The sequence below is a fragment of the Streptomyces sp. CB02400 genome, from assembly GCF_001905725.1.
Lineage (GTDB): Bacteria > Actinomycetota > Actinomycetes > Streptomycetales > Streptomycetaceae > Streptomyces > Streptomyces atrovirens.
The window spans coordinates 195,510-220,338 of record NZ_LIWB01000003.1 but is presented as its reverse complement, the minus strand read 5'-3'; the positions used below and the strand labels follow the sequence as shown (position 1 = coordinate 220,338).

Genomic DNA, 24,829 nt, shown 5'->3' with positions numbered 1-24,829 from the left:
GTGCCGGACCTGACGCGGGGCCCGGTCCTGACCGGCATCGTCGGCATCGCGGCCCCGCTGGCCCTGGCCAATCTGCTCCAGCAGGGCTACCTGCTGGTCGACAGCGCGGTCGTCGGCCGGTACGTGGGCGTCACCGGGCTGGCCGCGCTGGGCGCGGCACAGCCGCTGTACGCGATCCTGACCTCGCTGTTCACCGGTGTCTCCGGCGCGTTCACCGTACGGCTCGGGCACCTCGCCGGCGCCGGGCGGCGCGACGATCCGAGCGCGCTGCTGGCGCTGGCGGCCTGCACCGCGGTGTGGTCGGCGCTCTGCGCCGCGGTCGCGGTCCTGGCCGCGGAGCCGCTGCTGGCGCTGACGGGCGTGACCGGCGAGGTCGCCGCCGAGGCCCGCGCCTTCGTGGTGACGCTGTGCTCGGGCATGGTCGCGGTCTACGCGCTCGGCGCGGTGTGCGCGGTGCTGACCGGCCGTGGCGACGTCCGCCGGGCCACCGCCTTGATGATCGCCGCGAGCGTGCTGAACGCGGTGTTCGCCTGGCTGTTCGTGGGTCCCTGGCGGCTCGGGATGGCGGGTGCGGCGCTGGCCGTGGTGGCCTCCAACGCGCTGACCGCGGTGGTCGGCCTGACCCGCCTGGTGCGCGAGCAGCGCCGGCCGCGGCCGGCCGGGGCGGACGGGACAGCCGGGCCGACCGCGGTCACGGCCGCCTCGGTGCGCGCCGAGGTGCGGCGCGGTCTGCGGATCGGCACCCCGATGGCCGTGCAGTACCTGCTGATCGGCGTCGGCGTGCTGGTGCTGGTGTGGATCATCACGCCGTTCGGCGAGGAGGCCCTCGCGGCGCTGACCGTCGTCGCCCGGCTGGAGCTGCTGACCAGCGTGCTCTTCCTCAACCTGTCCGGCGCGCTGATGGTGTTCACCGCGCAGAACACCGGCGCCGGCCGGGCCGCGCGGGTCCGCGAGGGGGTCCGTCGCTCCGTGTGGCTGGGCGTCGCGCTCACCGCGGCGGTGTCCCTGCTGCTGCTCGTCGGACGCGGGCCGATCGCCGCGCTGTTCTCCGGCAGCGCCGAGACCCGGCTGGTGACCGAGCGGTACATCCTCATCACGGCGCCGTTCTTCCTGTGCTACACGCTGACGGTCGTGCTGCACGGCTGGTTCAACGGCATCGCCCGCACCGTCGTGCCGCTGATCTGCACGGTGGCGTCGCTGGGCGCGGTCCGGCTGCCGTTGTCGTACGCGCTGGGCCACGCGTGGGGGGTCGACGGCATCATGTGGGCGACGGTGATCGGCTGGGCCGTGGGACTGGGCTACACGCTGCTGGCCACCCGGCACGCGGTGACCGCGCCGCGGGCCGGCCCCGACGGGGACGCCGGCCCGGTGGCGCGGCCGGACGGGAGGGCCGTCCGGTGATCCGGTCGTTGTTCGTCAGCGACGTCCTGCCCCGCCGCCCCGCCGGCGGCGCGGTGCAGCGGATGGACCTGGTCACCGGGGCGCTGGCCGCACTGGGTCCCGTGGACGCGCTCTTCCTCGCGCCGCCGGACACCGTACCGCCGCCGGACGAGACCGTCCGCTTCGCCCGCACCGGGGTCGCCGCCGTACCGCCGTACACGGGCGCCCGCGCCTTCCTGGAGATCGCCGCGCGCGGGCCGTCCGCCGCCTACGCCGGTCACCAGCGGCGCACGCTCGCGCCCGTCCTGCCCGGCTGGTCGACCGGCACCCGCTACGACCTGGTGTGGTTCAACCGGGAACGCGCCTGGCTGCCGCTGCGCGGACGGTTCACCGGCCGCACCGTCGTCGACGTGGACGACTTCGAGGACGTGCTGATCCGCCGCTGGTCGCGGCTCGGTCAGGGCGTGTGGGGCGTGCCGCTGACGCCGTGGCAGCGCGTGCAGGCACGGCGTTCGATCGCCTGGTGGGGCCGCGTCCACCGGCGGGTGGCGCGGGAGGCGGACGTGGCCGTGGTCGCCTGCGCCCCCGACGCCGCCCGGCTGGGCACGGGGCGGACGGTGGTGGTGCCGAACACCTACCCCGCCCGCCCGCCGGGGCCGCCGCGCACCGGCCGCGGCGCGACCATCCTGTTCCAGGGTTCCTTCGACTGGGCGCCCAACGCGGACGCCGCCGCCTGGCTGACCGGTGAGATCCTGCCGCTGATCCGCGAGCGGGTGCCGGACGCGACGGTCGTGCTGGTGGGCGCGTCCACCCCGGACGTCGCCGCGCTGGCGGGCCCGCACGTCGAGGTCACCGGCGCGGTCCCGAGCATGGCGCCCCACCTGCGCGCCGCCGACCTGGTCGTGGTCCCGCTGCGCGTGGGCAGCGGCACCCGCATCAAGATCCTCGAGGCGTTCGCGCACGGCGTGCCGGTGGTCAGCACCACGATCGGCGCCGAGGGCCTCGACGTGGTCCCCGGTGAGCACCTGGCCCTCGCCGACACCGCCGAGGACCTGGCCCGGCACTGCGCGGACCTGCTCACCGACCGGGCCCGCAGGGACGCGACGACCATCGCCGCGAGCCGGCTGCACGCCGGCCGGTACCTGCCCGAACACGCGACCGCCCGTGTGCGGGAGGCGGCCCTGCGGGCGGTCGCGGGTTAGCACCGGGGCGGCACGGGCACGGCGGTGGGGCCCGCCCCTTCAGGGATGCGGTCGGCGAATCCGGCTCCAGGACGTCGACGGGAGCGGATGTCCCGGTGGAACGGCACGCCGATGGCGTGTCTCCGGGACATCCGCTCCCGTCGAGACCTCGGGGTCTCCGTCTGACGGAACTACGGAAGCGGAACCGTCCACGACAACGCCGCCACCTGCCGACGCCGGCACGCCGACGGAGCGCCGGAGCTTCCCCCTCACCTTCGAAACTTTCGGATCGACCTCACGCGCTTGCGCCCCATCCCCACTCGAACCCTTCTCCACCCTGCCCGTCGATTCACGGTATCGGCGACTTGAACAGGTAAGACGCATTCATCAAGCATCTCTTCGAGCGCGAACATGTTTCCGAAAGAACGCCGAAAGTATTGACAGGAACATGAAGCTCTCAGAAAACTGAGGCCGCCGAAGCAGAAGACCGCGTTCCCCTCGCGTCCCGCGACGAGGGCCTGGTCGCTCGGTACCGCACAACGGTGGGCGCCCCCCGCCGCGTTCCATGCAAGGCCGCCGGGCGGCAGAAGGCCGCGCGGCCCCCACCTGCCTTGATCGGAAGGAAACAGCATGCACCAGGACGGCACGCAGCAGGACCAGACCCAGCAGGCGATCATTCCCCCCGGCCTGAGCCGTCGGGGCTTCCTCGGTGGCGCCGGCGCCGCCACGCTGGCCACCGCGTCCGGGCTCCTGCTGCCCGGCACCGCCCACGCCGCCACCACCATCACCACCAACCAGACCGGTACCGACGGGATGTACTACACGTTCTGGACCGACGGCGGCGGCTCGGTCTCCATGACCCTCAACGGCGGCGGCAGCTACAGCACCAGGTGGACCAACTGCGGCAACTTCGTCGCGGGCAAGGGCTGGGCCAACGGCGGGCGCAGGACGGTCCGTTACACCGGGTACTTCAACCCGTCGGGCAACGGCTACGGCTGTCTCTACGGCTGGACCTCGAACCCGCTGGTCGAGTACTACATCGTCGACAACTGGGGCAGCTACCGGCCCACCGGCGAGCACAGGGGCACCGTCCGCAGCGACGGCGGCACGTACGACATCTACAAGACGACGCGGTACAACGCCCCCTCCGTCGAGGGCACCCGCACCTTCGACCAGTACTGGAGCGTCCGCCAGTCGAAGGTGACCAGCGGCTCCGGCACCATCACCACCGGCAACCACTTCGACGCCTGGGCCCGCGCGGGCATGAACCTCGGCCAGTTCAGGTACTACATGGTCATGGCGACCGAGGGCTACCAGAGCAGCGGCAGCTCGAACATCACCGTCAGCGGCTGACATCCGTCCGGCGCACGGGCGGCAAGAGGTGCTGAGAGGTGCTCACAGGTCAGCACCGCCGCGGCAAGGGGGGTCGACCCTGAACGGGTCGGCCTCCCTCGTGAGCTGCGCGTACGGTAGGTCGCCCGGCACCGCCGGTTCCTGCCCGCCGGCGTCGGGCGGTCCGGAAGCCCGGGGTGTCATCCCTCGGTCAGTCGCCGGACGGCGTCGAGTGTCTGCCGTGCTCCGTTCTCGGTCGCCAGATGTTGTGACGCTCTTGCGGCGGCTCGGCTGTGTGCCTGCTGCTTCACCGCTTGGCCGAGGGAGTCGGCCAGCCGTTCGGCGGTGAGGGACCGGAAGGGGATGGGGGCGGTGGCGGCTCCGAGGGCGGCGAGTCGCCTCGCCCAGAACGGCTGGTCCGCGGTGACCGGCACGGGGACCGCGGGCACTCCGGCACGCAGCGCGGCGGCGGAGGTGCCGGCCCCGCCATGGTGGACCACCGCGGCCAGCCGTGGAAACAGCAGGGCGTGCGGTACGTCCCCGATGGTGAGCACGTCGTCCCCGTCGGCGGTGAGTCCGGCGCTGCCGGCCTGGAGGATGCCGCGCAGCCCGGCACGGCGCAGGGCTCGCACAGCGATCTCGCTCAGCCGTTCCCCGTCGCCGGACGCCATGCTCCCGAAGCCGACGAGGACGGGCCGGGGTCCGGCGGACAGGAAGTCCTCGAGGCCGGACGGCAGCCGCTCGGCCGGATCGTGATGGGGCCACCAGTTGCCCACGACCTCCAGGCCGGGGCGCCAGTCGGAGGGACGGGGCACCAGGGCCGTGCTGAAGCCGTGCAGGATGGGCCAGTTCGCCTGTTCCTGTCGTCGGCGCGTCTCGGAGGGGGAGGCCGGGGGCAGCTGGAGGCGGTGGCGCAGCTGTGCGACCGCCTGTTCGTAGACGCGGTCGGCCATCCGCAGTGCGAAGCGTCCGGTTGCCCGGTTGGCGAGTCGGCCCAGTGAGCGAGAACCGGTCACGACGGGTGGGAAGTCGCCTGTCGGCGCGGTGGGCTGGAGGTACACGCCGAGGCTCGGTGTGCCTGTGGCCTCGGCGAGGTGCCAGCCGAGCGGGGCCGTGGTGGTCGACAGCAGGAGCAGGTCCGTGCCTTTGTCCACCATGTCGGCGAAGCCCTGACCCAGTTCGGTGATGAACGCGGCGGCGGTGCGCATCAGTTCACGCCTGCCGGTGCCGCCGCCGCGCATGCGTGTGTCGGCGGGCAGGCTGCGGAATTCCAGCCCCGCGTCGCGTGCGAGGGGCGCGAAGGTGTCGGTGGCGGCGAGGGCGACGTCGTACCCGGCCCGGCGCAGTTCGGCGCCCAGGCCGGTGTAGGGCGCGACGTCGCCGCGCGATCCGGCCGCGGCGATCATGATCCTCATCGGTCCTCCCCGGAATCGGTGCCGTCACCTACGTGACGGGCCGCGTTGGCGTAGACGGCGTCACGCGTGTAGGCGGCCAGGCCCGGCCGTTGCTGCGAGGGCGGAACGACCAGAGCGAACGCGCGCGAGTCGGCGACGAAATCGTCCGCGATGCGCCGGTGCATGTCGGGCGGGCAGGAGGTGAACCAGCGTGTGATGTGCAAGCGGTGTTCCTCGGCGAGGTCCATGGCCCGCTCGCCATCGCTCGGCTCCCCCTCGTCGAAGGCCGCGAGCAACTCCGCGCGCCAGGCAGCGGCCTCGCCCATGAGCCGGCGCCAGTCCTCCTTGGTGTGGGCGGTCGCGCGCGCCATCGCCTCGCGCTGTCCTTGCGAGTGCGCCCACTTCAGCTCTGCCTCGGTGGCATAGCTCAGGTCGAAGGCGACCTCACCGAAGACCTCGGAGCGTTCCTCGGGTGTCAGGGGCACCCCGGTCTTCTGGACCTCTATCGCCCGTTCCGCCACCTTGGCCAGCCGCTGCAGTCTGGCGATCTCCTGGTTCAGCTGCCGCTGCCGGGCAAGCAGCCGCTCCAGGGCGTTGGCCTGCGGATCCTCGAAGATCGCGGCGATCTCCTCAAGCGGGAAGCCGAGCTCACGGTAGAAGAGGATCTGCTGGAGACGGACCAGGTCGGCCTCACTGTAGAGCCGGTAACCGGCGTGGCTGCGCTCGCCGGGTGAGAGCAGTCCCGCCTTGTCGTAGTGGTGCAGCGTCCGCACCGTCACACCGGCCATGGCCGCGACCTGCCCCACGGAGTAGCTCATCCACCTGCCCTTTCGCCGGTACACAGCCTCAAGCCTGACGTAGGGGGAGGGTCAACTCGCGTTCGGCCGAGGGCATGGCGAGGGGCGCGGGGAGCCCTGTGCCGGTCGGGTGGCGCAACGCGCCCCCGGACAGTGTCGGAGACTCGTTCCTGCAAGGGCGTGCCGAAGGGGGAACAGTGAGAAGTCGGCGTTGGGCGGGCGTCACCACCGCACTCATCTGCACAGCGGCCTGCACCGGTCAGGGAGGCGGCCCTGCCGTGCCGGAGAACGTGACGGCCACACCCTCATGGCGGTTCTCGGCCGGCCCCGACAGCTCACTGTCCAACGACGCCGAAACCCGCCCCACGGTGAGCCTGGACATCACCAGCCGGGCAGAACGCGACGTCGTGGTGCACGTCCGTGTCGGCCGCGCCGATCCCCAAGACCCTCCGCCGACACTGGAGCAGAGGTCCGGCATCCACACCTGGCGTCCGGTCACGCTGACCACACACGCACACGACGCCACCGGCTCCTTCCCCCTGGATGTCCTCCCTGGTCAAAATCTGGCGTCGCTGCGGATGGATCCGCACGCACGCCCTGCCGAGCAGGGCACCGCCATCCCCGTGGACATCACAGTGCGCGACGGCAGCCACACCCTCGGCCGCGAGCACCTGCGCGTCGGCATGACCGCTCTCACCATCGTGGCGACCGCTGCCGACCAGCCGGCGGACGACGTTCCCACGATGCGGCGCGACGGCGAGTGGAAGTCGGTCAAGTACACGATCACCAATCACGCGCGCAGTGATGTCCCCGCCACCCGCATGCGACTGGAACTCACGTGCGAGCCGGATCCGGAGCGCTGTCCCGCCGGAACCGGCCTCCGGCACGTCCTGTCGGCATTCCGGGCCCAGTGGCGCGACAGCGGCACATGGCATGCGCTGGACACGTCCCGAGAGATGAACGTACCGACGGGGACTCTCCCGCCGGGCTCGAGTCGCACCTTCGAGGTCCGCCTGCGCGTCGGGACCGGACAGCTCGACGGCGTACGGGAACTGGAACTGCGCTGCCGGGTCATGGGACCGGCCGCCGACGGCAACCATCACACACTGGTCGAGGCGGTCGGCCGGCGCCTTCACCTACGCTGAAACGACTCGGGTGGGCCGGCGCCCGGCGGCAGGAGGAGGCAGAAGAGCACGCCCTCGTGGCCGGAAGCCATCGGCGGTGGACTTTTCGGACCTGACGCCGGTTGTCGTGCGTCGGCATGCGGGTGCACGGGTCAGACCTGTTCGAAGTGGAACGCCTTGATGAAGCAGTCGCGGGGCTGGGCGACGGCGAAGAGGACGCACTCCACGAGCGAGTGCGCGGTGAGGGCGCTCTCGGCCTCGCGTGGTGTGGTCTCCCACTCCTCGGAGAGCGGGTCGGGGTTGACGAAGTCGGGCGGGTAGAGCGAGATCACCCGGACTCCTTGAGGACGCAGGCGCTTGGAGAGGATGTCGGTGAACCCTGCCTGGGCGCTCTTGGCCGCGTAGAAGGCGTCGTGCGCGTCCGACCGGTGGTGGCCCGGTGTTCCGCATGCGGAGACCATCGTCACGACATCCGGTGTCTCCGAGTTGAGCAGGAGGGGGAGGAAGCTCTTCGTGGTCAGGACGGTGCCGGTGGCGCCGGAGGCGATGGTGTCGACGACGTCGGCGTCGGTCGCGGACAGCAGGTCCGGCCCTTCGAGGTAGCGCGAGCCGTTGTTGACGAGTACGTCGATACGGTCCGTGTGTTCCGCGACGCCGGTAGCGAAGTCGCGGATGGAGGCGGGGTCCGTCAGGTCGCAGGCGAAGGCGTGCACCCGCTGATGGCCGCGGTCGCGGATCTCGTCGCGGACTCGTCGGGCGGCGGCGAGGTGGCGTGCCGAGAGGAAGACCTCGGCGCCGAGGTCCGCGAGGCGGATGGCCAGGGTTCGCCCGAAGTCCCGTCCGGCGGCCGTGATGACGACGCGGCGGTTGTCCCACCCCATGGTGTCGCTCCTGGTTCGTGATCGGTTGGTGCGGTGCGGCGGCTGACGTCCGCGTCGTTGGCGGCCCGCTCTCCGGCGGCTGCTCGCTGCCACCGACCACGCCGAAACCGGCAAGCCGCGCAAGGGCCGGCTCTACGCTACCGGTCATGCCCACTCACAAACGGTCGTTCACCGTCAGCGATGATGTCGAGGTGCCCGCCCCCGGCGCGGACGAGGTCTGGACCGTCGGTGCTGTCATCCTCAACCGGGAGGGTCACGCCTTCGCCCAGAAGCGGAGTTCGGACCGTCGCCTGTTTCCCGGTGCCTGGGACATCGTGGGCGGTCATGTCGAGGAGGGGGAAACGCTCCTGGCGGCTCTCGCACGCGAAATCGAGGAGGAGACCGGCTGGCGCCCGACCCACGTGCGGCGGTTGCTCGGCACCACGACCTGGACGGGGAACGACGGCGGTGGCCTGCGGCACGAGGCCGACTACCTGGTCGAGGTCGACGGCGACCTGGACCACCCCAGGCTGGAATGGTCCAGGCATTCCGCCTACGACTGGTTCGGCCCCGGCGATCTCGCCCGCCTCAAGGAGAACTGCGGACCAGGGGATTTCATGATCCACGACCTCGTAGCACGTGCCGTCGAGGATCGCCCGGACACGTCCCGGTGACCTGAGCCGGAGGCTCTTCGGCAGGAGCTCGTTCCCGTTTTCCGGCTCAGGTCACCTTCTAGGGTCGTCCGTATGATGATCGACGCCGATGCCCTCCGTCATCAATCCCGACAAGCTCGGCCACCTCGGCCCGGTCGCCGACGCCTGGGCCCTCGACCAGGAAGTGAAGCAGATCCGTTCCCGACGCATCGTCAGGCACTCGGCAGGCCCGCCGGAGCCCACCGTGGGAGACCCGGCACCGATCCGGCACGGGAAAACCCAGGGGCCCGATTCCGAAGAGCTGGGCCCCTTCTGACCTGCATGCTGGCGCCGGGACCACCCATGACCACCCACATCGAGAGACTCATCCAGCAGCTCGACGACTCGACCGGCCCGTCGTACGACGCCCGCGCAGAACTGATCGACATCGGCTCCGAGGCCATCCCCGCCATCATCGACGGACTGCCCTCCCTCGGCGGCTTCGGGCAGCTGACCGCCATCGAGATCTTCGAAGAGGTGGCGGACCCACGCTGCGGCCCCGCCCTGATCGCCCTCCTGGACAGCGACGAGTCCACCGTCCGGGAATGGGCGGCGATGACCCTGGCGAGCCTGAAGATCGACGGCGCGGTCGAGCCCTTGCGCCGCGCCTACCGCGCCTGCCTGGAACGGGCGACGCCACCGGACTGGAGCGAGCCGGGCGGCATCCGCTGGGCCCTGACCGAACTCGGCGCACGCACCCCCGTCGTCCCACCGCTCACCGCGCGCCTACGAGCCACCGCCGCGGACAACGCCCCTGGCTGGCCCTCGGCCCACTTCACCGAGATCATCGACGACCTGGCCGACCACGCCCAGGTGATCCTCTACTCCCAGTTCTGGCGGGTGGACGCCAGCGGCACATACGGCGTCTCCGGCCCCAACCTGGACTGGGAACTCGACTGGACCGCGCCCTGGGAGCACCTGGTCGAAGAGTCCCGCACCTGGTCCCTGCTGGAAGCCTCCGAAGCCCCCGCCGGCGACAGCATCTTCGTCGCCCCCACCTGGATCGACCGTACCGACCTGTACTCGGAGAGGTGACCGATGGCGTTCCAGCACCCCGAGGAGATCGGCTACGGCTACGTAATCGAGCGCTACGTGACGAGGAAGGACTCGGGCCACCCGCGCTGTCGCGAACTGAACAGCGCGTCCTACGGCCGGGGCGGCCGCACATCGACCGCACACGCGGCACATGAAGAGGTAGCCGGTGGGCTGGCCGTACCTGTCCAGAGCACCCAGAAAGCTCTCCACCGCCTCGGCAGACCACCCCCATGAACGCCGTGCCGTCACCGCGGTGAAAGAACCACTGCGGGTCCTGCCGAGAGGAGAAGCCCGGCGTACATACGTCGACGGACATCACGACCTCGAGCGGAAGGAAGCAGTAGCGAGAAGACCGCTCCACCATGACTCATGTGACCTGCGGAAACACGAAGTCTTCCCGGAAGGGGATCCGCGACGAAGTACGAGAGGCCTCAGGAACGCCGGCTACGGGCCGAGGTCCGCGAGGCGTCTCCGGCTTTCGCAGCCTGATCGCACTCACCAGTTCCCGCTCCTCACCTGCCGTTCGCCGCTCACAGCGGCCAGGCGGTCAGCAAATCGCCGGGGCCGTAGGAGGTGTCGAGCCCCGGACAGTCGACACCGCTGCGCGAGACCGCCACGACTGGAACGGGTTCGCCGGTGAGGGCGGCCCGGTGCCGATGGAGGGCTGCCAGGTCATGCCGGTCGAAGGGCGACTGCTCCAGCCACTTGATGGAGCCGACGAAAAGCAGTTCCTTGGCGATGGGGGCGCGGTCCGCCCCGACGATGTCGATCTCGACGTCGTTGGTGCGGGTCCAGTAGCCGCCCACTGCGGGGGCCGCGGGCAGCCTGTCATCGGGCAGCATCCGCGCCAGGGCCTCGCGGACAAGGGGCTCGACGGCCCGACCGCGCCAACTGGTCCAGTTCTCCCGGATGCGGGCCAAGGCCAGGTCGCCCCGCCCACGCTCGATCTCTTCCATGGACGGGCCGAGCAGGTGCAGCCAGAAGCGCAGGTAGGGATCTGCCACCCGGTAGCGGCGATCCTTCGACGGACGCGGCGACACGGGCAGCTCCGCAGCGATGATCCGCTTGTTCGTGAGCAGTTCCAGGGCTCGCTGCAGCGGCGTGGCCCCGATTCCCCCGGCCGCACGGGCGATGTTGGTGAAAGTCCGCTCGCCACTGCCGATGGCCGCCAGCACCGTACGTGCCTGAGCCTGCGGGGGGAATTCGGCAGCCAGCGAGCGCTCGGCCGACACCAGCAGGGCCGAGACCGGGTCGCTCAGCGCCTCTCCGAGGAAGTCCCACAGTCCCGCGCCTCGCGGCCACTCCGCGCAGACCAGCGGCAGCCCGCCGGTGACCAGCGCGGCATCGAAGGCTTCCGCCGGTTCCAACCCGAGCATCTGCCCCACCTCGGCGGGGTTCAGGGGTCCCAGCACCATCTCCCGGCCGCGCTGATGGAAGGGACGCCCGTAGCTGTTCAGGGCCTCCATCATCGACAGATCGGAACCGATGAGGACCAGCAGCACCGGCTTGGCCTCCAGCACCCGGTCCCAGGCCCGTTGCAGCATCCCCTCAAAGGCACCGCCGGTGTCCATCAGGTACGGCACCTCGTCGATGACCAGCACGCTCGCCCGGTCGGCGGGCAGCGCCGCTGCCAGCACATCGAACGCGGCGTCCCAGCTCTCCGGCCGCGCGGCGGCCACGAGCCGCGCCATCGGCAGCGTCGATGCCTGGGCGTCCCGGGCGAGCCGTGCAAGATCATCATCAGGGGACGCACCGGTCGCCGCATAAAACAAGAACGGGGCCCCAGAGCGCTCCGCGAACCGCTCGACCAGCCGCGACTTGCCCACCCGGCGCCGCCCACGCAACATCACGCACCGACCGGGCCGCTCCCCGCCGACCCCTGCCGCCACCTTCCGCAGCTCTCGCTCCAACGCCGCCAGTTCCTGCCGACGACCCACGAAGTCCACCATGCCCCCACCTCCACGTATGTAACTAACCAGAATGTTAGCAACATGCATGTTAGTGAATGACCTCGTCGAGCAACAGGAGGCCATCACTCCAGGTGCGGTCGGCAAAGTCTCACCCTGCCGTTCTCGATCACCCTCTCCCGAGCGTGGCCGAAGCGGCTTGTGAGGAGGAACGGACGGAGAAAGGAAGAGGCGACAGGCAACCCCGCCGAACCCCGATTCCCGAGGCGCACCTCGCGCCAGACTCTCTCGGACGCGAAGCGAAACGGGCCCTTCACAACGGGTGCCTGTCATCGGTCTTCGCGTCAGCCGATGACCGCTGAACGAGAGTTCCCGTGAGGGCACGCGGTTCTCACGGTCACTGTTCAAGGGGGAGGGTGATGATGAGCAAGGTCGAGCGCGGGGAGCGCTCCGCGTCCCCCGAACTGGCCCGGCGGTACAACGCCTTCCTCGGCGCGAACGGCGAGCTGTGGCGCCTGGCCGTCCGCCCTGGGAGCGACTCGGACACCGCCGAAACCCCCGCCACCCCGACCATCTGGCTCGTCGGGCGCCGGGCAGTTCTCTCGGCGGGCACAGGAGCGCTGATCGACCTCGGCCTGAAACTCAGCGGTCAGGCACCCGCTGCCGCCGACGAAGCTCTGGAACCTGCTGGTGGGCAGCGCATGGCCGTACGGCCGTTCTCCACCGCCTCTACGTCATCACCTGCGGCTGGGCAGGGCCCGCGTGCCATCCGTCCCGGGTGGGCGCCGGCCCGCCGCGCCTCCCGCATGGGATGGGGACGACGAGTACGCGAGCTGATCCGTCAGGCGGTCGGCTCTCCGGGCTTTCCTTCACCTCACATCACGGCAAGGAAGCCCTTTCCTGATCATCGGTGATCGACGGGAGGGGACAGAGCGCCCGCCACACGTCGAAACGGAACGCCCGCGGCCTGAACCCGACCTGTGGACTGGTCGCGGACCGGAGGGCCCCTCACTCGGCTGCCGTGGACCTCCCGTTAGTCATCCCCAGACGCGCCTGCTCCTCCTCGACGATCCGGCGGGCCAGCTCGGTGTCCGACACGTCGACCGCGTCCGGGGTGGCTTCGGCCACGGCGCTGCGGCGGGCGTAGGCATCGAACAGGCGGGTCTTCTCCTCCAGCATCCTCACCATGCGTTCGTCCACTCCCCCGGTGGCGAGAAGACGATGCACGTGGACCGACCTGACCTGGCCCATGCGGTGGGCCCGGGCCACCGCCTGGTGTTCGATGGTCGGCTTGATCTGCGGTTCACAGATGATGACGACGGAGGCAGCCTGCATATTGAGGCCGACGCCGGCCGCCTGGATCTGTGCCAAGAGCACCGCCGGCCCCGAGACCCCGGTGAAGTCGTCGACGATCTGCTGCCTCCGCCCGGCCGGGACGCTGCCGGTGAGCGGACCGAGCACCGGGACACCGGCAGTGGGGCCCACAGCGAGCGCCGCCCGCACCACGCCCAGCACGTCCTTGAAATTGGAGAAGACCACTGTCTTCTGCCCGTTCTCACCCGCCTCCTGAACGAGCTCGCGGAGCCGGTCCAGCTTGGCCGACTTCTCGGGGCGCGTGTACGCGGCCCTGCGCATCGCCATGAAGTTGCCCGCACGCACGGCTTCGCGGTATGCCTCCTCGTCCGACGCGCTCAGTTCCTCCCACTCGTCGGTCTGCTGAAGACTCGGGAGTTCCGTCAGCACGTCTTCCTGATTGCGCCTCAGGTAGACCGGGGCGACGGCCTTGCGGAAGGCGACCGATCCGGCCAGGGCGTCCCGCTCGCCGAGGGAGTCCGCCACCTCTTCGTCGAGCATCCGGACCAAGTTGCGGAACTCCGCGACCCGGTTTTCCATCGGGGTTCCGGTCATGAAGAGGCCGCGCTCACAACGCTCCGTCCACAGGGCGACCGTCTGGGACCGCTTGGTCTTCGGGTTCTTCACGGAGTGCGCCTCGTCGACGACGAGCAGTCCGACCTCCCCACCGCCCGGCGCCGGAAAGCCGCGCAGGGCGTCGAACGTGGTCACCCCCACCCCGCCCCGCCCCTTCCAGTCGGCGAACGCGTGGTGCCGGTCGGGGCCGTGGAGCACCATGACTCGAAGCGCGCTGCGGGCCTCGATCTCCCGGGTCCAGTTCACGAGAACGCTCGCCGGGCAGACGACCATGAAATGGCTCTGCCCCTCGGCGGCCAGGTGTGCCAGCACGGCAATCGCCTGGATGGTCTTCCCGAGACCCATCTCGTCGCCGAGTATCACCTTGCGCTGCGCAAGGACGAATCGCGCGCCGAACGCCTGGTAACCGCGCAGGGAGACCCTCCGGCGCGAGTCGTCGAGCTGTTGCGTCCGTACCCGCTCGGCGATCTCCTCCGGCAGGAACCCCTCGGCGGCTGCCGCATCCGGCAGCCGCCCGGAGATCTCGGCGAGCAGGCTGTAGTACTCCGCGGAGCGGAGTTCGAAGTCCACCCATGCCGCGATGTCGGACGAAGGCCCACGCAGCAGGTCCACCGAGGCCTGGGCGAGCAGCTCGGGCAGACCGGCCTGCTCCGCTTCGTCCACCAGTGAGCGGATCTCGGTGACCGCCGCCAGGGCACGTGCCTTCTTCTCCCGGCCGGCCAGCAGCATTCTGAAACGCCCGGTGGCGGGCCTCGCGTCGGCCAGCAACGGGCCGAGCCGTTCCGACAGGGCTGCGGCTCGGTCGACCGCGCGCCGGGCGTCCGGGCCGGCTTCCACCAGTACGTGCAGAGCCATGACGAGCGCGGTGGTGCTCGGCTCCGGCCGGTCCACGTCGATGTGGACGGCCACCGTCTCGTGCACCGCTTCGGACAGCCGGCGAGCGGCGGCGAGGACCTGGTCGACAGTGCGCTGCCCGACACCGGGAATCTGCCGCAACCGATAGGGACCCGCTTCGAGAACACGGCCCACCGTGCCAAGGCCGTTCTTCTCGACGCTTCCCAGCCGCAGGCGTCCTTCGGTCACGTCCTGCAGCCGGGCGACGGGGATGGCGTCGAGCTCCCGCGCGACCGCCGCGTCGTGAATCGGCTTGAGCGCCGCCCGTACCGTCCCGACCGCCCTGCCGTGATCACCGGCCAACGCCTGCGCCGCCTCGTACAGCCGCGCTCCCCTCGCGACCGTGCCACGCTCGCCACGCCCCACGCGTCCCGCCCCTCTCCCGCAGTCCCCGCATCCTGCCACCCCGCTCCGGCCCCGGAGGGGGTGCCCGTCCAGTCCTGGCAAGGTGCCGATGTCCCATCGGACGGGGCGCCTGGCCTGCGCTGCCGCAGGTCAGGCGCCCCTGTGCGCGGATTTCCCGGATGCGGGAGAAGGCGGCGCGGAACAGCCGGGGCCGTAGGAGCTGTCCACCACCAAAGGTTCACGACCACCGGCACGTCCGACCCCGAGGATCTGACACTCCTGTGCGACCCTTCTGCGGAGGTCGTCAAGGACCGAGGCGGCGTCACTGTCACGCCGGCTCCGCCGGCCCGGCTTGCCACCGCCCCCTCGTCACGGGGCTACGTCTCCCTGCGAACAGAAGCTCACGCCCGGACGCCGGCGAGCTGGCCGGGCACACCTCTTGACGGGACGTCAGACGTTGAAGCGGAACTCCACCACGTCCCCGTCCTGCATCACGTAGTCCTTGCCCTCCATGCGGGCCTTGCCCTTGGCGCGGGCCTCGGTGACCGAGCCGGTTTCGACCAGGTCGTCGAAGGAGATGACCTCCGCCTTGATGAAGCCCTTCTGGAAGTCGGTGTGGATGACACCGGCGGCCTCGGGGGCGGTGGCGCCCTTCTTGATGGTCCAGGCGCGGGATTCCTTCGGGCCGGCCGTGAGGTAGGTCTGCAGGCCGAGGGTGCGGAAGCCGACGTGGGCGAGGGTGGCGAGGCCGGGCTCCTCGGCGCCGACGGACTCCAGCAGCTCCATCGCGTCCTCCTCGTCCAGCTCGGCGAGGTCCGCCTCCAGCTTGGCGTTGAGGAAGATCGCCTCGGCGGGGGCGACCAGGGCGCGCTGCTCGTTCTTGAAGTCCTCGTCGGTCAGCTCGTCCTCGTCGACGTTGAAGACGTAGAGGAAGGGCTTCGTCGTGAGGAGGTGCAGGTCGTGGAGGAGTTCCGCGCGCTCGCTGCCCTGGACGATGCCCTGGGAGAAGAGGGTGTCGCCCTTCTCCAGGATCTCCTTGGCCTCCTCGACCGCCTTGACCTTCGGCGCGATGTCCTTCTTGATCCGCGACTCCTTCTGGAGGCGGGGAAGGACCTTCTCGATGGTCTGGAGGTCGGCGAGGATCAGCTCGGTGTTGATCGTCTCGATGTCGTCCTTCGGCGAGACCTTGCCGTCGACGTGCACGACGTTCTCGTCCTTGAAGGCGCGGATGACCTGGCAGATCGCGTCGGACTCGCGGATGTTCGCGAGGAACTTGTTGCCGAGGCCCTCGCCCTCCGACGCGCCGCGCACGATGCCGGCGATGTCGACGAAGTCGACGGTGGCCGGGAGGATCCGCTGGGAGCCGAAGATCTCCGCCAGCTTGGTGAGGCGGGGGTCGGGGACGCCGACGACGCCGACGTTCGGCTCGATCGTGGCGAACGGGTAGTTGGCCGCCAGCACGTCGTTCTTGGTCAGGGCGTTGAACAGGGTCGACTTGCCGACATTCGGCAGACCGACGATTCCGATCGTGAGCGACACGTTGCGACTTCCCGTACGTGAGGATGAGGGGCGAGGACCGGCCGACTGGGCTGTGCGGGCCGATCCACCAGTCTACGGCGTGCCCGCCCGCGACCCGGCGACATGTCGAACGTCCGGCCGGACCGCGATCCCGGCGTGTCTGACGGGCGGTTCGGCACATAAAACGACCTACGTTGGTGCAGTGGAGCAACACAGGACGCGACCCGCGCGGTACGGACGGTACGGACCGCGACGTGACAGGCCTGCCGGGCCGGCCGAGCCGCCGCTGCCTCCGCAGGCGGGGCGGGCCTCGGGAGGAAAGGTCGCGCGGCCCGCCCGTGCGCCGGAGGGCCGGCCCGCTCCCCCGCCCGCGGTCCGGCGGCTGCCCAACCCGCGGCTCACCGGGCTGGGCTCGACCCTGTTCTGCGGGCTGGTGATGCTCGTACTCGGTCTGCTGGCCGAGGCGCTGTTCGGGGCGTCAGGGACCGTGTACGGCGTGCTCTTCCTGCCGGTGTGCGTGCTGACCGCGCTGTGGGTGCGCGAGGGGGACCTGCTCATCGCGCCCGTCGTGGTGCCGATCGCCTTCGCCGTGGGGCTGGTCCCGCTCGCCGACGAGGGTGGCGGCGGCACCGCCGACCGGCTGATGGGGATGGTGACGGGCCTCGCCACCCAGGCCGGGTGGCTCTACGGCGGGACGCTGGTCGCGAGCCTGCTCGTGCTCGGCCGCAGGGTGCGCCGGGTGCGCGGGATCAACCGGCGCGCCGCGCGGAACCGCCCCCGCCCCTGATGTCCCTCAGGCGCCCGTCGCCGCCCGCATCGCCGCTCCCACGATGCCCGCGTTGTTCTGGAGCTGGGCCGGGACGATCTCCGCCTTGATGCCCTGGATGCGGTCCAGGAACTTGTGGGACTTGCGGCTGACGCCGCCGCCGATGATGAACAGCTCGGGCGAGAACAGCATCTCCACGTGGGCCAGGTACTTCTGCACCCGGTGCGCCCAGTCCTCCCACGACAGGTCGTGGTCCTCCTTGGCCTTGCTGGAGGCCCGCTTCTCCGCGTCGTGGCCGTGCAGCTCCAGGTGGCCCAGCTCGGTGTTGGGGACGAGGACGCCGTCCACGAACAGGGCGCTGCCGATGCCGGTGCCGAAGGTCAGCAGGATCACCGTGCCCCGGTGGTGGCGTCCGGCGCCGAAGTGCATCTCGGCGACGCCGGCCGCGTCCGCGTCGTTGACCACCGTCACCGGCAGGCCGCCCAGGCGGTCGCCGAGCAGCACGCGCGCGTCGGTGTCGATCCAGCTCTTGTCGACGTTGGCCGCCGTACGGATCGTGGTGCCGCCGGTGACGACACCCGGGAAGGTGACCCCGACCGGTCCGGTCCAGCCGAAGTGGTCGACGACCTGCTTCACGCCGTCGGCCACCGCGTCCGGTGTGGCCGGGTGCGGGGTGAGGACCTTGCAGCGCTCCTGCGCCAGGTCCCCCTTGTCCAGGTCGACCGGGGCACCCTTGATCCCGGAACCGCCGATGTCCACGCCGAAGATCTGCATGGCCCTACGTTACGACGTACGACGGACAGTCACGTCAGCCGGCCTCCGTGACCGTCACCCCCGTTCCGCCGTCACCGCGCGGAGTCCGCCCCGGAGCCGCCGCGCTCGGCCACCAGGGCCGCCGCCTCCTCGCGCAGGTCGCGGCGGAGCTCCTTCGGCAGGGAGAAGATGATGGACTCCTCGGCCGCCTTGACGAGCTCGACGTCCTCGAAGCCGCGCCCCGACAGCCATTCGAGGACCTGCTCGACCAGGATCTCCGGCACCGAGGCGCCCGAGGTGACGCCGACCGTGGTCACGCCCTCCAGCCAGGCCTCGTCGATCTCGTCGGCGAAGTCCACCAGGTACGCCGCGCGGGCGCCGGCCAGCTTGGCGACCTCCACCAGCCGCTTGGAGTTGGAGGAGTTGCGCGAGCCGACCACGATCACCAGGTCCGCCTCGGCGCCCATCTGCTTGACCGCGAGCTGGCGGTTCTGCGTGGCGTAGCAGATGTCGTCGCTGGGCGGGGAGATCAGCTGGGGGAACTTCTCCTTGAGGGCGTCGACGGTCTCCATGGTCTCGTCGACGCTCAACGTGGTCTGGGAGAGCCAGACGACCTTGGAGGGGTCGCGGACCTCGACCTTCGCGACGTCGCCCGGCCCGTCGACGAGCTGGATGTGGTCGGGGGCCTCGCCGGAGGTGCCGATGACCTCCTCGTGGCCCTCGTGGCCGATCAGGAGGATGTCGTAGTCGTCGCCTGCGAAGCGGACGGCTTCCTTGTGGACCTTGGTGACCAGCGGGCAGGTGGCGTCGATGGTGGCGAGCCGGCCGCGCTCGGCCTCCTCGTGGACGACGGGGGCGACGCCGTGCGCGGAGAACATGACGATGTTGCCCGGGGGCACCTCCTCCGTCCGTTCGACGAAGATCGCGCCCTTCTTCTCCAGGGTCTGCACGACGTACTTGTTGTGCACGATCTCGTGCCGGACGTAGACGGGGGCCCCGTACTGCTCCAGGGCCTTCTCGACGGCGATCACGGCGCGGTCCACCCCCGCGCAGTAGCCACGGGGGGCGGCGAGCAGGACACGGCGGCCAGGCGAAGCGGTCATGCGTCCCATCGTAAGGCCGCGCTCGGGGGCGCGGTCACGGTGCGTTGTCGGTGGGGCGCACTACTCTCGCGGACATGGCTCTCAACACGTCTGCGGAAGCGCCGTTGCCCGTCGGTGAGGTGTCGCGGCTGATCGGGGGGTGGATCGACCGGCTCGGCGCGGTGTGGGTCGAGGGGCAGATCACCCAGTTGTCGCGGCGGCCGGGCGCCGGGGTGGTGTTCCTGACGCTGCGCGACCCGTCGCACGACATCTCGGTGGGCGTGACCTGCTACCGGCAGGTGTTCGACGCCGTCGCGGACGTGGTGGGCGAGGGCGCGCGGGTGGTGGTGCACTGCAAGCCGGAGTGGTACGCGCCGCGCGGGCAGTTGTCGCTCAGGGCCGCCGAGATCAAGCCGGTGGGGGTGGGTGAGCTGCTGGCGCGCCTTGAGCAGCTGAAGAAGTCGCTCGCGCGGGAGGGGCTGTTCGCGCCGGAGCGGAAGAAGCCGCTGCCGTTCCTGCCGCGGCTGATCGGGCTGGTGTGCGGGCGCGCCTCGGCGGCCGAGCGGGACGTGCTGGAGAACGCGCGGCTGCGGTGGCCGGCCGTCCGTTTCGAGGTGCGCAATGTGCCCGTGCAGGGGGTGCACGCGGTGCCCCAGGTCGTCCAGGCCGTGAAGGAGCTGGACGCGGTCGACGACGTGGACGTGATCATCGTGGCGCGGGGCGGCGGCAGCGTGGAGGACCTGCTGCCGTTCTCCGACGAGCAGCTGGTGCGGGCGGTGGCGGCGTGCCGTACGCCGGTCGTCTCCGCGATCGGGCACGAGCCGGACAACCCGCTGCTCGACCACGTGGCCGACCTGCGCGCCTCCACGCCGACCGACGCCGCCAAGAAGGTGGTGCCGGACGTGGGCGAGGAGTACGAGCGGGTACGGATGCTGCGCGACCGCGCGCGGCGCTCCGTCCGGGCGCTGCTGGACCGGGAGGAGCGCGGGCTGGCGCACGCGCTGGCCCGCCCCTCGCTGCAGGATCCGCACCGGATGGTCGACGCGCGCGCGGAGGAGGTCACGGCGCTGCTGGAGCGGAGCCGGCGCAGTCTGCGGTACCGGCTGGACCGGGCCGACTCCGAGCTGACGCACACGCACGCGCGCGTGGTGGCCCTGTCCCCCGCCGCGACACTGAAGCGCGGGTACGCCGTGCTCCAGCGGGCGGACGGGCACGCGGTGCGGGATCCGGCCGAGGTGGAGGCCGGTGAGACCCTGCGGGCGCGGGTGTCCGAGGGCGAGTTCACAGTTCGAGTCGATACACAGAGGGTGGACGGATGACCGGCAAGACGGAGCAGACGGCGGCGGCGACGGCCGAGGCGCTCGGGTACGAGCAGGCGCGGGACGAGCTGATCGAGGTCGTACGACGGCTGGAGGCGGGCGGTACGACGCTGGAGGAGTCCCTCGCGCTCTGGGAGCGGGGCGAGGAGCTGGCCGGGGTGTGCCGGAGCCGGCTGGAGGGGGCGCGGGCCCGGCTGGACGCGGCGCTCGCGGAGGAGGAGCAGAAGGAGGAGGGCGGGGCGGAGGACTCCGGGGAGGTCTGAGGTGTGAAGTGGATCACCGGGCTCCGGATTTAGTTGAGCGTTGAACTTCACAGGCGTACGGTCGAACCCGTCAACCGGTCCGTGGTTCCTGCACGGACATCCGTGGTTCCCACACGGACAGACGGGCCGACGTACCCCCCGAGAAGGTTCACGCATGTCACTCGCCCTTGACCCCGCCGCCCAGGACCTGCTGTTCCGTGAGGCGCGCACCGCCAACACGTTCACCGACGAACCGGTGACCGACGAGCAGGTGCGGGCGATCTACGACCTGGTCAAGTACGGCCCCACCGCCTTCAACCAGAGCCCCCTGCGCGTCACCCTGGTCCGCTCCCCCGAGGCCCGCGAGCGTCTCGTCCGGCACATGGCGGAAGGCAACCAGGCGAAGACGGCCGCCGCCCCGCTGGTCGCCATCCTGTCCGCGGACAACGAGTTCCACGAGGAGCTCCCCGCCCTGCTCCCGCACTTCCCGCAGGCCAAGGACGCCTTCTTCAGCGAGCGCCCGGTGCGCGAGGGCTCCGCCGCGGTGAACGCCGCCCTCCAGGCCGCCTACTTCATCGTCGGCGTGCGCGCCGCGGGCCTGGCCGCCGGCCCGATGACCGGCCTCGACTTCGAGGGCCTCCGCAAGGAGTTCCTGGACGACGACCACACCCCGCTGATGGTCGTCAACATCGGCCGCCCCGGGCCGGACGCGTGGTTCCCGCGCTCCCCGCGGCTGGAGTACGAGCAGGTCGTCACCACCGTCTGAGCATCAGTACGGCGTGCACGGGGCGGGGCCCTGCCGGATCGGCCGATCCGGCAGGGCCCCGCCCCGTGCACATCCACGTCCCGCTCACTCCGTGCGCAGCGCCCCGGCCATCTTCTCCAGCTGGCCGAACGACGCCGTGCCGGTCACCACCGTGGTCGAGCCCTCGGTCTCCTCCAGCACCAGCGCGTCGTAGTGGTCGCCCTCGTAGCGCGTCCAGGTCCTGCCGTCGATCTGCCGCGTGGTCTCCGTCTTCGCGGCACCCTGCGTCCTGTCCTCGATGAACTCCGACCGCTTGCCCGTGGACTGCTCGACCGCCACGTACTCCCCGTCGGGGGCGCGGAAGCCGAGGTGCCAGGCCTCGGACTCGGTGCCCCGGTAGCGGACGGAGGTGGGCTTCCACGCCTCGGACAGGCCCTCCGGCGCGGCGACGGGGTAGGAGGCGGCCCGGCGGGCCGTGAGCAGGTCGACCCGGTAGTCGACCCGCTTGAGGTCGGGTTCACCGTCCTCGTGCGGGATGAACAGCCAGACCACTCCCGCCACGAGCATGATGAGGGCCAGGGAAAGGATCATGTCCCGGGCCGTTTTCTGCACGCTCTTCGTTCCTGCCACGCCCCCTATCGTCGCAGGTGCCCGGTGCGCTCATCCGTGGGGGGCCCTGCTCATTTTGTCGGACTGACGATAGAGTCGTGCCCCACACCCTCATCCGGCCGTCGTCGTACAGAAAGGTGCGCTCCGATGACCGAACACCATCACTTGCCGTCCGAGCTCGATGTCCCGTCCGAGGCCCCCGACCGCAACCTCGCCCTGGAGCTCGTACGGGTGACCGAGGCCGCGGCCATGGCCGCCGGCCGCTGGGTAGGGCGCGGTGACAAGAACGGCGCCGACGGCGCCGCGGTGCGCGCCATGCGCACCCTCGTCTCCACCGTCTCGATGAACGGCGTCGTCGTCATCGGCGAGGGCGAGAAGGACGAGGCCCCGATGCTCTTCAACGGGGAGCGCGTGGGCGACGGGACCGGCCCGGAGTGCGACATCGCCGTCGACCCGATCGACGGTACGACGTTGACCGCCAAGGGCATGACGAACGCCATCGCGGTGCTGGCCGCCGCCGAGCGCGGCTCGATGTTCGACCCGTCGGCCGTGTTCTACATGGACAAGCTGGTCACCGGGCCGGAGGCCGCCGACTTCGTCGACATCAACGCGCCGGTGAGCGTGAACATCCGGCGGGTCGCCAAGGCCAAGCGGGTCACCCCCGAGGACGTCACCGTGGTGATCCTCGACCGGCCGCGGCACGAGGGCATCATCAAGGAGATCCGGGAGACCGGGGCGCGCATCAAGCTGATCTCCGACGGCGACGTGGCCGGCTCGATCCTCGCGCTGCGCGAGGGCACGGGCATCGATCTGCTGCTCGGCGTCGGCGGTACCCCCGAGGGCATCATCTCGGCGTGCGCGGTGAAGTGCCTGGGCGGGACCATTCAGGGCAAGCTGTGGCCCAAGGACGACGAGGAGCGGCAGCGGGCGGTCGACGCGGGGCACGATCTGGACCGGGTGCTGACGACCGACGACCTCGTCGCCGGGGAGAACGTGTTCTTCGTGGCGACCGGGATCACCGACGGTGAGTTGCTGCGCGGGGTGCGGTACCGGCCGGAGACGGCCACGACCGATTCGATCGTGATGCGGTCGAAGTCGGGGACGGTTCGTCGGATCGACTCCGAGCACCGGCTCTCGAAGCTGCGGGCCTATAGCGCGATTGACTTTGATCGCGCCAAGTGAAACGCCGGTGCGTGGGGCTGCCCGCGGCGCGTGGGCGAGTGCGGGTGCGTGGTGGTTGATCGCGCAGTTCCCCGCGCCCCTGGGTGAGCTGCCCTGCCCGGCGTGAAAAGGCGCCCCCTGTGCGAAGGGAGCGCCCACGCGGCGGAGCCGCACATGTCACAGCCCCGCGCCCCTGGGTGAGCTGCCCTGCCCGGCGTGAAAAGGCGCCCCCTGTGCGAAGGGAGCGCCCACGCGGCGGAGCCGCACATGTCACAGCCCCGCGCCCCTGGGTGAGCTGCCCTGCCCGGCGTGAAAGGGCGCCCCCTGTGCGAAGGGAGCGCCCACGCGGCGGAGCCGCACGTGTCACAGCCCCGCGGCTCCTGAGCGTGTAGTCCTGCCCGGCGCGTGAAAGGGCGCCCCCTGTGCGGAGGGGGCGCCCTTTCTTATTGCTTGTGCGGGTTTCAGCCCGCTGCCGCGATGCGGCCCGGGCGGGGGGTCTTCTTCAGTTCCATTTCGCGGCGCCTGCGGCGGGCCAGGACCACTCGGCGTTCGGCGGCGGTGAGGCCGCCCCAGACGCCGTAGGGCTCGGGCTGGAGCAGGGCGTGCTCGCGGCACTCGACCATCACCGGGCAGCGGGCGCAGACGCGCTTGGCCGCCTCCTCGCGGGAGAGCCGGGCGGCGGTGGGTTCCTTCGAGGGTGCGAAGAACAGCCCCGCCTCGTCGCGCCGGCACACCGCCTCGGTGTGCCAGGGGGCGTCCTGGTCCCTGTCCCGCGCTGCCGCTCGCTGGGCCGGGACAGCGGCTATCTGCAGGGACGAATGCGGCGGTTGCAGCACGGTCTACTCCTGACGACGGCTTCGCAAGCGAGACACGATGCAGCAAGGCTTACCCGATGTGCGCGAGCCTATGCACTGAGTTCCGAACCGCCCGGCAGCCCGTCAGTGGCCCAGGTGCCTGCGCATGCTCCTGTCGACCTTGCGCTGCACCCGGTCGAGGATGTCCGCCACGAGCTTGCCGCGCTTGGGCCGCGCCTCGACGCTGCCCAGCACCGCCCAGCCGTCGACGTAGACCACCGGGGCCTCGTCGTCGGTCGCGTCGAGCGTGTCCACCTCGAAGGCGCCGAGCACGCCGCCGCCCATGCCGCGCAGCGACACGTTCTCCGGGACGCTGATCTCGACGCTGCCGAAGACGGAGAACGCCTTGATCATGACCTGCTGGTGGTCGAACAGCGCCTCGCTGAGGTCGATCTCCACGCTCCCGAAGATCGCGTAGGCGTGGATGCGGCGGCCGGTGCGCCAGCGGCCCTTGCGGGCGGCGGCGCTGAACACCGCGACCACGTTGTCATCGGGGTCCATCGGGATCGCGCCGGTGGTGGGGCGGCTGGGGGCGGAGGCGTGTGCCGCGCGCCGCTGGTGGGCTATCGGCAGGTCCTGGATGAACACCTCCAGCTCCCCGACCGTCTTGGCGGCCAGCACGCCCTCGACGCGCTCCGCGTGCTCGTCGGCGGTGAGGCGGCCCTCGGCGAGGGCCTCGCGCAGGAGGTCGGCGGTACGGTCCCGGTCGGCGTCGGAGGCGCGCAGCTCGGCCGTCCGCGGTGCCGTGTCCGGCTGCTGGGCGTGCTTCTGAAGGTCCACGGCAGCAGCGTACCGAAACGCGATAGATCGCGACTACCCCCTGACGGGAACAACTGAGGACAACCTCACAGGCTCGCCACGAGGAGCAGGTCCTACGCTGGTGAGCGCCCGCCGACGTCGGCGGGCGGCC

General features: G+C 71.0%; 24 protein-coding genes. 13 read left to right on the top strand and 11 right to left on the bottom strand.

The genetic code is table 11. The features are described 5' to 3' along the window. The 3 genes from AMK33_RS09105 to AMK33_RS09095 all read left to right on the top strand — a co-directional run bounded on the left by AMK33_RS09105 (nucleotide 1) and on the right by AMK33_RS09095 (nucleotide 3,914). Nucleotides 1-1,401 (top strand): MATE family efflux transporter, encoded by a 1,401-nt coding sequence (locus AMK33_RS09105; RefSeq protein ID WP_073932270.1) that lies wholly within the window; start codon nucleotides 1-3, stop codon nucleotides 1,399-1,401. Next, nucleotides 1,398-2,582 carry a glycosyltransferase gene (locus tag AMK33_RS09100; protein WP_073932269.1) on the top strand — a complete coding sequence of 395 codons (1,185 nt, stop codon included), beginning with the start codon at nucleotides 1,398-1,400 and terminating at the stop codon, nucleotides 2,580-2,582. Before AMK33_RS09105 ends, AMK33_RS09100 begins: the two co-directional genes overlap by 4 nt. A gap of 609 nt (nucleotides 2,583-3,191) precedes the next feature. Then, nucleotides 3,192-3,914: a glycoside hydrolase family 11 protein gene (locus AMK33_RS09095; protein ID WP_073932268.1), complete on the top strand. Its 723-nt coding sequence runs from the start codon at nucleotides 3,192-3,194 to the stop codon at nucleotides 3,912-3,914. Between the two features lie 179 nt (nucleotides 3,915-4,093). Here AMK33_RS09095 and AMK33_RS09090 read toward each other — a convergent pair whose 3' ends face one another. Further along, nucleotides 4,094-5,308 carry a glycosyltransferase gene (locus AMK33_RS09090; RefSeq protein WP_073932267.1) on the bottom strand — a complete coding sequence of 405 codons (1,215 nt, stop codon included), beginning with the start codon at nucleotides 5,306-5,308 and terminating at the stop codon, nucleotides 4,094-4,096. Next, on the bottom strand, nucleotides 5,305-6,105 hold the full coding sequence (locus AMK33_RS09085) for a MerR family transcriptional regulator (protein WP_073932266.1): 801 nt from the start codon (nucleotides 6,103-6,105) through the stop codon (nucleotides 5,305-5,307). Before AMK33_RS09085 ends, AMK33_RS09090 begins: the two co-directional genes overlap by 4 nt. Nucleotides 6,106-6,362: 257 nt before the next feature. On the opposite strand from AMK33_RS09085, the gene AMK33_RS09080 reads away from it, so the two are divergent. After that, nucleotides 6,363-7,229: a hypothetical protein gene (locus AMK33_RS09080; protein WP_073932265.1), complete on the top strand. Its 867-nt coding sequence runs from the start codon at nucleotides 6,363-6,365 to the stop codon at nucleotides 7,227-7,229. A 131-nt stretch (nucleotides 7,230-7,360) separates the two neighbouring features. Here the strand turns inward: AMK33_RS09080 and AMK33_RS09075 are convergent, their stop codons facing one another. Next, the gene (locus AMK33_RS09075) at nucleotides 7,361-8,089 is read right to left on the bottom strand and encodes an SDR family oxidoreductase (RefSeq protein ID WP_073932264.1); all 729 of its coding nucleotides are present in this window, start codon (nucleotides 8,087-8,089) and stop codon (nucleotides 7,361-7,363) included. Nucleotides 8,090-8,235: 146 nt separating this feature from the next. On the opposite strand from AMK33_RS09075, the gene AMK33_RS09070 reads away from it, so the two are divergent. The 3 genes from AMK33_RS09070 (at nucleotide 8,236) to AMK33_RS09060 (ending at nucleotide 9,795) form a co-directional block, all read left to right on the top strand. Continuing rightward, a complete protein-coding gene (locus AMK33_RS09070) occupies nucleotides 8,236-8,742 on the top strand; it encodes an NUDIX hydrolase (protein ID WP_073932263.1) in 507 nt (168 codons plus the stop codon). Nucleotides 8,743-8,830: 88 nt separating this feature from the next. Then, nucleotides 8,831-9,037 (top strand): hypothetical protein, encoded by a 207-nt coding sequence (locus AMK33_RS43245; RefSeq protein ID WP_073932262.1) that lies wholly within the window; start codon nucleotides 8,831-8,833, stop codon nucleotides 9,035-9,037. 26 nt (nucleotides 9,038-9,063) lie between these two features. After that, nucleotides 9,064-9,795, top strand: coding sequence for a HEAT repeat domain-containing protein (locus tag AMK33_RS09060; RefSeq protein WP_073932261.1), 732 nt, complete (start codon nucleotides 9,064-9,066; stop codon nucleotides 9,793-9,795). Between the two features lie 530 nt (nucleotides 9,796-10,325). Here the strand turns inward: AMK33_RS09060 and AMK33_RS09050 are convergent. Continuing rightward, nucleotides 10,326-11,744 (bottom strand): ATP-binding protein, encoded by a 1,419-nt coding sequence (locus AMK33_RS09050; RefSeq protein ID WP_073932259.1) that lies wholly within the window; start codon nucleotides 11,742-11,744, stop codon nucleotides 10,326-10,328. Between the two features lie 380 nt (nucleotides 11,745-12,124). On the opposite strand from AMK33_RS09050, the gene AMK33_RS43240 reads away from it, so the two are divergent. Next, nucleotides 12,125-12,616 carry a hypothetical protein gene (locus AMK33_RS43240; protein ID WP_201262992.1) on the top strand — a complete coding sequence of 164 codons (492 nt, stop codon included), beginning with the start codon at nucleotides 12,125-12,127 and terminating at the stop codon, nucleotides 12,614-12,616. A 94-nt stretch (nucleotides 12,617-12,710) separates the two neighbouring features. On the opposite strand, the gene AMK33_RS09040 is transcribed toward AMK33_RS43240, so the two are convergent. Both AMK33_RS09040 and ychF read right to left on the bottom strand, forming a co-directional pair. Then, on the bottom strand, nucleotides 12,711-14,891 hold the full coding sequence (locus AMK33_RS09040; RefSeq protein ID WP_107425064.1) for a DEAD/DEAH box helicase: 2,181 nt from the start codon (nucleotides 14,889-14,891) through the stop codon (nucleotides 12,711-12,713). Nucleotides 14,892-15,320: 429 nt separating this feature from the next. Then, nucleotides 15,321-16,409: a redox-regulated ATPase YchF gene (gene ychF, locus AMK33_RS09035; protein ID WP_073932258.1), complete on the bottom strand. Its 1,089-nt coding sequence runs from the start codon at nucleotides 16,407-16,409 to the stop codon at nucleotides 15,321-15,323. 181 nt (nucleotides 16,410-16,590) lie between these two features. On the opposite strand from ychF, the gene AMK33_RS09030 reads away from it, so the two are divergent. Continuing rightward, nucleotides 16,591-17,175: a DUF6542 domain-containing protein gene (locus AMK33_RS09030; RefSeq protein WP_073932257.1), complete on the top strand. Its 585-nt coding sequence runs from the start codon at nucleotides 16,591-16,593 to the stop codon at nucleotides 17,173-17,175. A 6-nt stretch (nucleotides 17,176-17,181) separates the two neighbouring features. On the opposite strand, the gene ppgK is transcribed toward AMK33_RS09030, so the two are convergent. Both ppgK and AMK33_RS09020 read right to left on the bottom strand, forming a co-directional pair. After that, nucleotides 17,182-17,928: a polyphosphate--glucose phosphotransferase gene (ppgK, locus tag AMK33_RS09025; protein WP_073932256.1), complete on the bottom strand. Its 747-nt coding sequence runs from the start codon at nucleotides 17,926-17,928 to the stop codon at nucleotides 17,182-17,184. A gap of 71 nt (nucleotides 17,929-17,999) precedes the next feature. Then, nucleotides 18,000-19,019 (bottom strand): 4-hydroxy-3-methylbut-2-enyl diphosphate reductase, encoded by a 1,020-nt coding sequence (locus AMK33_RS09020; protein WP_073932255.1) that lies wholly within the window; start codon nucleotides 19,017-19,019, stop codon nucleotides 18,000-18,002. A gap of 65 nt (nucleotides 19,020-19,084) precedes the next feature. Between AMK33_RS09020 and xseA the strand changes: the two genes are divergently transcribed. From xseA to AMK33_RS09005, 3 genes are all read left to right on the top strand, one after another. Then, a complete protein-coding gene (gene xseA, locus AMK33_RS09015) occupies nucleotides 19,085-20,308 on the top strand; it encodes an exodeoxyribonuclease VII large subunit (RefSeq protein WP_073932254.1) in 1,224 nt (407 codons plus the stop codon). Then, nucleotides 20,305-20,571, top strand: coding sequence for an exodeoxyribonuclease VII small subunit (locus AMK33_RS09010; protein WP_073932253.1), 267 nt, complete (start codon nucleotides 20,305-20,307; stop codon nucleotides 20,569-20,571). Before xseA ends, AMK33_RS09010 begins: the two co-directional genes overlap by 4 nt. Before the next feature lie 154 nt (nucleotides 20,572-20,725). Continuing rightward, complete coding sequence (locus tag AMK33_RS09005) at nucleotides 20,726-21,316, top strand: malonic semialdehyde reductase (protein ID WP_073932252.1); 591 nt, start codon at nucleotides 20,726-20,728, stop codon at nucleotides 21,314-21,316. Nucleotides 21,317-21,400: 84 nt separating this feature from the next. Here the strand turns inward: AMK33_RS09005 and AMK33_RS09000 are convergent, their stop codons facing one another. Continuing rightward, entirely contained in the window at nucleotides 21,401-21,925 is a 525-nt protein-coding gene (locus AMK33_RS09000; protein WP_073932251.1) for a DUF4245 domain-containing protein, read from the bottom strand. 126 nt (nucleotides 21,926-22,051) lie between these two features. Between AMK33_RS09000 and glpX the strand changes: the two genes are divergently transcribed. Continuing rightward, entirely contained in the window at nucleotides 22,052-23,086 is a 1,035-nt protein-coding gene (gene glpX, locus AMK33_RS08995) for a class II fructose-bisphosphatase (RefSeq protein ID WP_073932250.1), read from the top strand. A gap of 440 nt (nucleotides 23,087-23,526) precedes the next feature. Here the strand turns inward: glpX and AMK33_RS08990 are convergent, their stop codons facing one another. Together AMK33_RS08990 and AMK33_RS08985 are read right to left on the bottom strand one after the other, a co-directional pair. Further along, entirely contained in the window at nucleotides 23,527-23,901 is a 375-nt protein-coding gene (locus tag AMK33_RS08990) for a WhiB family transcriptional regulator (protein ID WP_073932249.1), read from the bottom strand. A 102-nt stretch (nucleotides 23,902-24,003) separates the two neighbouring features. After that, nucleotides 24,004-24,699: a DUF1707 SHOCT-like domain-containing protein gene (locus AMK33_RS08985; RefSeq protein ID WP_073932248.1), complete on the bottom strand. Its 696-nt coding sequence runs from the start codon at nucleotides 24,697-24,699 to the stop codon at nucleotides 24,004-24,006. Between the last annotated feature and the right edge of the window lie 130 nt (nucleotides 24,700-24,829).

What these genes read in the sequence shown, in the direction of transcription:
- AMK33_RS09095 (WP_073932268.1), top strand. Translation starts at nt 3,192, where the DNA reads ATGCACCAGGACGGCACGCAGCAGGACCAGACCCAGCAGGCGATCATT.
- AMK33_RS09090 (WP_073932267.1), bottom strand. Translation starts at nt 5,308, where the DNA reads ATGAGGATCATGATCGCCGCGGCCGGATCGCGCGGCGACGTCGCGCCC.
- AMK33_RS09085 (WP_073932266.1), bottom strand. Translation starts at nt 6,105, where the DNA reads ATGAGCTACTCCGTGGGGCAGGTCGCGGCCATGGCCGGTGTGACGGTG.
- AMK33_RS09075 (WP_073932264.1), bottom strand. Translation starts at nt 8,089, where the DNA reads ATGGGGTGGGACAACCGCCGCGTCGTCATCACGGCCGCCGGACGGGAC.
- AMK33_RS09070 (WP_073932263.1), top strand. Translation starts at nt 8,236, where the DNA reads ATGCCCACTCACAAACGGTCGTTCACCGTCAGCGATGATGTCGAGGTG.
- AMK33_RS43245 (WP_073932262.1), top strand. Translation starts at nt 8,831, where the DNA reads ATGCCCTCCGTCATCAATCCCGACAAGCTCGGCCACCTCGGCCCGGTC.
- AMK33_RS09060 (WP_073932261.1), top strand. Translation starts at nt 9,064, where the DNA reads ATGACCACCCACATCGAGAGACTCATCCAGCAGCTCGACGACTCGACC.
- AMK33_RS09050 (WP_073932259.1), bottom strand. Translation starts at nt 11,744, where the DNA reads ATGGTGGACTTCGTGGGTCGTCGGCAGGAACTGGCGGCGTTGGAGCGA.
- AMK33_RS43240 (WP_201262992.1), top strand. Translation starts at nt 12,125, where the DNA reads ATGAGCAAGGTCGAGCGCGGGGAGCGCTCCGCGTCCCCCGAACTGGCC.
- ppgK (WP_073932256.1), bottom strand. Translation starts at nt 17,928, where the DNA reads ATGCAGATCTTCGGCGTGGACATCGGCGGTTCCGGGATCAAGGGTGCC.
- AMK33_RS09020 (WP_073932255.1), bottom strand. Translation starts at nt 19,019, where the DNA reads ATGGGACGCATGACCGCTTCGCCTGGCCGCCGTGTCCTGCTCGCCGCC.
- xseA (WP_073932254.1), top strand. Translation starts at nt 19,085, where the DNA reads ATGGCTCTCAACACGTCTGCGGAAGCGCCGTTGCCCGTCGGTGAGGTG.
- AMK33_RS09010 (WP_073932253.1), top strand. Translation starts at nt 20,305, where the DNA reads ATGACCGGCAAGACGGAGCAGACGGCGGCGGCGACGGCCGAGGCGCTC.
- AMK33_RS09005 (WP_073932252.1), top strand. Translation starts at nt 20,726, where the DNA reads ATGTCACTCGCCCTTGACCCCGCCGCCCAGGACCTGCTGTTCCGTGAG.
- glpX (WP_073932250.1), top strand. Translation starts at nt 22,052, where the DNA reads ATGACCGAACACCATCACTTGCCGTCCGAGCTCGATGTCCCGTCCGAG.